Annotated in this window: 2 protein-coding genes; one reads left to right on the plus strand and one right to left on the minus strand. The window is 33.0% G+C overall.

Annotated features, from left to right (window positions below; translation table 11 throughout):
- Positions 1-25: 25 nt before the first annotated feature.
- Positions 26-1,843, minus strand: coding sequence for a hypothetical protein (locus tag A2255_03195; protein ID OGI23029.1), 1,818 nt, complete (start codon positions 1,841-1,843; stop codon positions 26-28).
- Positions 1,844-1,979: 136 nt separating this feature from the next.
- Between A2255_03195 and A2255_03200 the strand changes: the two genes are divergently transcribed.
- Positions 1,980-2,177: a hypothetical protein gene (locus tag A2255_03200; protein OGI23030.1), complete on the plus strand. Its 198-nt coding sequence runs from the start codon at positions 1,980-1,982 to the stop codon at positions 2,175-2,177.
- The last annotated feature ends 6 nt before the right edge of the window (positions 2,178-2,183 follow it).

Below are 2,183 nucleotides of genomic sequence, written 5' to 3' on the forward strand. Positions count from 1 at the left end.
TAAATTGATTTTCAAACTTATTAGATTACACAGGACTTTTTATACTCAAGGCTGCGTTTATAAAGCTTACATGAGTTGGAGAATGTGGATAATTTCCGAGGCTGTCTTTTGTATTTGGATCAATTTCTTCTGAAAACAGATGTAAAGGATTTGAATATTCTAAGATATGCTTGATTATATACTTTGCTGTCTCATTTTCTCCAAATAGCGCAAAACAATGAGCCAGCCAGAAGGAGCAGGAAGTGTACGCTCCTTCATCTCCTTTTATTCCATCGTTATATTCATTATGTTTATATCTATAGACTAAGCTATTAGTGCTTAATTCCTTTCGTACCCTAATGACCGTGGCTTTCAGTTTATGATCAGTCACAGGTAAAAATCCTAATATGGGTAATAGCAATAAGCTTGCATCAGGAGTTAGCGTGGTATTATAGAACTTAAATCTGTCTTTAGCAGGGCTCCAGTCTTCATCAATAGCTTTATTATGAATTTGTTGCTTAATTTCTTCCCATCTCGATATATTGGGGTTATTTGGTTTTAATAAGTTGGCAATTTTAATACCTGCATCTAACCCAAGCCATGCCGCTACTTTTGAAAAAGTGAAGCGTCTTTCCAGATCTCTTACTTCCCATATGCTGTGATCAGGATTATTCCAGGCTTCGCTTAATATATTTGTGTAGTCAATTAAAATATTTATCATTTGCTCAGTAGGCTTAAATCCATTTTCTATGGCTGATAATGAGCATCTTAATACCATACAGAAGCTATCCAGTTCAAACTTGTTATGTGCATCATTGCCTATACGTACCGGAGTAGAATCTTTGTATCCTGATAAATATTCCAAATTATGCTCTATTAATTCTGCTTCACCTCTTAAACTAACAACAGGCCTTAACCCTCTGCCATATTGCATGCAAATGTTTTCTAACCAGTTGAATAGTTTAAATGCTTCATCTTTATAGCCAATATTTAATAGGGCATGAAAAGCAAAGGCTGTATCTTTTAGCCAAACATACCTGTAATCCCAGTTTCTTTCTCCTGAAATATTTTCAGGAAGAGATGTTGTAGGAGAGTTTATAAGGGCTCCAGTTGGATTATACATTAACAATTTCAATAATAATGCTGACCTTAAAACAGCTTCTTGAAATGGGCCATCATATTTTAGTTTTGAGCTCCAGTCTTCCCAATATTTTTTTGTCTTTTCAAGTTCATCAGCAGCATCATCAATAGGATATGCTTCGACAACGCTTATGATTTTATCATATTCAGGAAGATAATATAGTAAAAACCAGTGTGTTTCTCCTTCTTTAACTATAAATTCTTCTTTAAGGCTATTATCAGTATGATGCATTTGAATATCTGTGTTTAAAATAAGTGTATTATGTTCATCTTTAGCAGCAATCATTCCCTGCTCGATAATATCATAGCTGGGTTCGCTCCTTGCATAGTTAAATCTGGGATGAAATGAGAAATGAAGCGGTAATGTTCCTTTTATTACTTCTAGTTTTCTAAATAGCAGGCAATGTTTGCAACTATGGTCAGTTTTTGGTGGCATAAAATCAGTGATCTTAACGATTTTCCCTGTTTCAGTAAAGAAAGTAGTTTCTAGTATATTGGTTTTATCAATATATTTTTGCTGGCTGAAGAATTTTTCTAAAGGTTTTACCTGAAAAGAACCGCCTCTTTCTTTATCTAAAATATTTGCAAATACGCTGGGAGAGTCAAAATCAGGCAGGCATAGCCAATCTACCGAGCCTTCTTTTGATATAAGTGCAATAGTTTCTAAATTTCCTACAACCCCGTAATCCTTGATGGGCATATATTTATCTTGCATATTATTCATTTATTTTCCTCTTATTTTGTTCTTTTTAAGTATCAAATTCAGGATTAATTAATAATAGCTCTTATATATTTTTAAGTTTTTTTCTTTCTTTTCCAATTGGTTAGTTTAGCTATCTTATTACTTTTCAGGATATTTGGTGATTTATAATCATTATATTTTTGGGGACAGAGTACTAGTTATAAAGGTGATTTTAATTATTCAAAAAATGTTTTATAACTTTTGTAATGTTGAGGCTAAGGCGGAGAATAATGTCAAAGCAAAAAATAGGCTTAATAATAACTCTTGCAAGTTTGATAATCCTGTTTTTTTTATTAGGGGCAAGAACAGGGATTAGTTTGGA

The sequence above is a fragment of the Candidatus Melainabacteria bacterium RIFOXYA2_FULL_32_9 genome (genome assembly GCA_001784615.1).
In the GTDB taxonomy this organism is placed as follows: Bacteria; Cyanobacteriota; Vampirovibrionia; order Gastranaerophilales; family UBA9579; genus UBA9579.